This window comes from Actinosynnema sp. (assembly GCF_052038725.1).
Genome location: NZ_JBQGCX010001396.1, coordinates 1 through 3,026, shown reverse-complemented (window position 1 = coordinate 3,026; position 3,026 = coordinate 1). Strand labels below are relative to the sequence as shown.

Genomic DNA, 3,026 nt, shown 5'->3' with positions numbered 1-3,026 from the left:
GCTCGGGCTGCGCCAGGCCAAACGGAGAAGAGGGACGCGGGATGGGGTGGCTGCGGGCTCGCTGCGCGCGCCCCGCAGCCCGCGAGGCGGGCGGCGCGCGAGGCGCGGCTAGTCGTTCTTACCGGTTGGTCATGTCGGTGTTGTTGGTGTGGAAGAGGATGCGGTCCTCAATCAGTGCGGCCGTGGCTGCGTGTCCGCGTGCGTTGGGGTGCACGAGGGCGAAGGTGGGTGGGATGACGGTGCTCAGGATGCCGTCGACCCAGTTCTGGGTGCCCGTGTTGTCGCAGACGCTGTGGCCCTGTCCCACCGCGTAGGGGTCGATGAAGGTGTCGTCGTGTTCAGCGGTCACTTGCCTGAGGGTCTCGTTGAGCGGTTCCAGGACCTGGGTGCGGGCCCAGGTCAGGTCGCCCGGGGTGATGGAGCCGAACTGGAGGAAGTTGTTGAAGAAGCAGGACCAGCCGCTGTCCGGCAGCACGCGCGGGTAGCCGACGGTGAGGACCTCGGCGTTGGGGGACGCGGCGTGGATCGCGTCCAGCATCTCGTCGTAGTCGGCGCGGACTGCGGCGAGGCGGTCGTCCAGGTCCGCGTCGAACTCGGCGGCGCAGGGTGAGGCCCACACCCAGCTGCGCTTGCCCAGTTCTGCGCAGCGGAACAGGATTTCGGCGAAGCCGAGGGTGTTGCCGCCTGCCCCCACGGTGACCAGGTCGGTGTCTTCGGACAGGGCTTGGATCTGCGGGGGCACCGGGGCGAACGGGCCGTCGGGGTCGAGGCCGTCTGGTGGCATGGGCCTGCCCAGGACGAGCTCCTGCTGCTCGCGGTGGACGTTGGCGATGGTCGCGGCGCCGCAGCTGGCGTTGCGCAGTTCCACCAGCGGGCCCAGGTGGCGGCGGATCTGCTCGGGGTAGGAGTCGGTGGTGCGGGCGCAGCCGTCCGGTGGGGTCTCGGTCAGGTCGCCCGCAGCCTGGATGACGCCGGCGGTGTAGGAGTCGCCCAGCGCGACCCACTGGACGGCGCGCGGGGGTTCCGGCGGGGTCGCGCTCGCCGCCGGGGTGGTGGACCCGGCGGCCAGGGCGATGACCGAGCCGAGCACGAGCGTCCTGACGGCGGCTGCCACGATTCCTCCCGCGAGCGCGGGAGCGCGTCCGCTCGAACGCTCGGACTCCCGCCGGGGCGGAAAGTATCGGCGTTCGATGCACCGCGCCGGGTGGTGGGCGGGGAGACCACCCGTCCAGGTGGCCGGGACGTGGCCTCCCGGTCAGGCCGGGGTGGTGGCCCCGGCGTCCGGCAGCTCGCGCAGCCGGTAGTGGGCGAGGCGGTGCAGCAGTTCTTCCAGCGACTCGGGTGCGATCTGGCCCTGCAGGTCCCTGCGGGCCTGCAGGACGGTGCCCGTAACGACGGATTCCGGCAGGCGGTCGCCGAACTCGGCGGCCAGGCCGGTGAGCACGCGGGTGATCCCCGCTTCGGACGAGTGCGAAAGGACGTCCATGTCCGCTCCCCTGCGGTCGGGTGCTCCTCCCATGATCCGGCAGAACGGGCGCGGTCAACCTGACAACCGGCTGACGATTCGGTCTCGGTGCGCGCCGGGGGTCAGTCCCCCGCGCTGATCCGGTAGCCGGAGCCGCGCACGGTCAGGACCAGCGCGGGCGCGTCCGGGTCGGGCTCGACCTTGCGGCGGAGCCTGCGGATGTGCACGTCCAGCAGGCGGGTGTCGCCGAAGTAGTCGTAGCCCCACACCCGGTTCAGCAGCTGCTCGCGGGTGACGACCCGGCCCTCGGCGGCGAGCAGCTCGACCAGCAGGCGGAACTCGGTGCGGGTGAGGTGGACCTGCTCGCCGGCGCGGTGCGCGGTGCGGTTGTCCTGCCGGACGACCAGGTCGCCCGCGCGCAGCTCGTCCGCCTGCGCCGCGCCGCCGGAACGGCGCAGCAGGGCGCGGATGCGGGCCGCGAGGACGGCCGCGACCAGCGGTTTGGTGACGTAGTCGTCGGCGCCCGCCTCCAGCCCGGCGATGACGTCCTCGGCGTCGGCGCGGGCGGTGACGACGATGACCGGCAGGTCGCCGCGCGAGCGCAGCACCCGGCACACGTGCAGGCCGTCCACGCCGGGCAGCATGAGGTCGAGCAGCACGACGTCGAACGCGCGCCGGTCGAGCAGCGCGAGGGCCTGCTCGCCGGAGACGGCCTCCGAGACGGCGAAGCCCTCGTCCTCCAGTGCGAGGCCGAGGGCCTGCCGGATGTGCGCGTCGTCCTCCACCATGAGCACCGAGACGTTCATGGTTCCCAGATCCTGGTGGGTGTGCGGGCGAGATGGGGCGCTCGGCGCGGTCGGGGCGGGTTATCGCAAGGTGATCGCAAGGCGGTGGCGCTTTCCGAAGTTCGGCGTTTGACCCGCGCGACCGGGGCTAACCCCGCGCCATGCTGAAGGTCGACCGCGCGTCGCTCGTGCTGGGGTTGGGAATCGGCGGCTTCCTGGACGGGATCGTGATCCACCAACTGCTGGGGTGGCACCACATGCTGTCCGGCTGGCACCCGGACGACCCGCACGTCAACATGATCGGCGACGGCCTGTTCCACCTGCTGTGCCTGGCCTTGGTGGCACTCGGCGTGGCCCTGCTGAACCACTCGGGCGGCAGGCGGCCGGGACGGGTGCTGTGGGGCGGCGTGGTGGCCGGATGGGGCGTGTTCAACCTAGTGGAGGGCACGCTGAACCACCTGCTCCTCGGCGTCCACCACGTCCGCTCGGGCCCGAGCGAACTGGCCTACGACTTGGGCTTCCTCGTGCTGGGGGCGGCGCTGGTAGCGGCCGGAATCGCGATCGGCCGGGTCAACAAGCCCCACAACACCCCTGTTGGACCTCCTTCCCATTAGCTGTGGACGTCGTTGCCCCCCGTCCCTCGACCATGCCGCCCAGGACCACCCGAGGCGACCGATTTGGTCCGGAGCAAGGCGCTGTAATAAGCTGAGCACGTCCCGATGACAGGGACGGCGAGGATGATTAGCTCAGCGGGAGAGCACTACCTTGACACGGTA

The 3,026-nt window shown here is 71.3% G+C and carries 4 protein-coding genes; 1 reads left to right on the top strand and 3 read right to left on the bottom strand.

Features of this window, described 5'->3' with window-relative positions:
* Nucleotides 1–118: 118 nt before the first annotated feature.
* The 3 genes from ACTUAL_RS29540 to ACTUAL_RS29530 all read right to left on the bottom strand — a co-directional run bounded on the left by ACTUAL_RS29540 (nt 119) and on the right by ACTUAL_RS29530 (nt 2,271).
* On the bottom strand, nt 119–1,114 hold the full coding sequence (locus ACTUAL_RS29540; protein WP_440902533.1) for an SGNH/GDSL hydrolase family protein: 996 nt from the start codon (nt 1,112–1,114) through the stop codon (nt 119–121).
* A 141-nt stretch (nt 1,115–1,255) separates the two neighbouring features.
* Nucleotides 1,256–1,486 (bottom strand): hypothetical protein, encoded by a 231-nt coding sequence (locus tag ACTUAL_RS29535; protein WP_096495007.1) that lies wholly within the window; start codon nt 1,484–1,486, stop codon nt 1,256–1,258.
* Nucleotides 1,487–1,587: 101 nt separating this feature from the next.
* The gene (locus ACTUAL_RS29530) at nt 1,588–2,271 is read right to left on the bottom strand and encodes a response regulator transcription factor (RefSeq protein ID WP_096495008.1); all 684 of its coding nucleotides are present in this window, start codon (nt 2,269–2,271) and stop codon (nt 1,588–1,590) included.
* Between the two features lie 140 nt (nt 2,272–2,411).
* Here ACTUAL_RS29530 and ACTUAL_RS29525 point away from each other — a divergent pair, with 140 nt between their 5' ends.
* Nucleotides 2,412–2,864, top strand: coding sequence for a DUF2243 domain-containing protein (locus ACTUAL_RS29525; protein WP_440902532.1), 453 nt, complete (start codon nt 2,412–2,414; stop codon nt 2,862–2,864).
* Nucleotides 2,865–3,026: the final 162 nt, after the last annotated feature.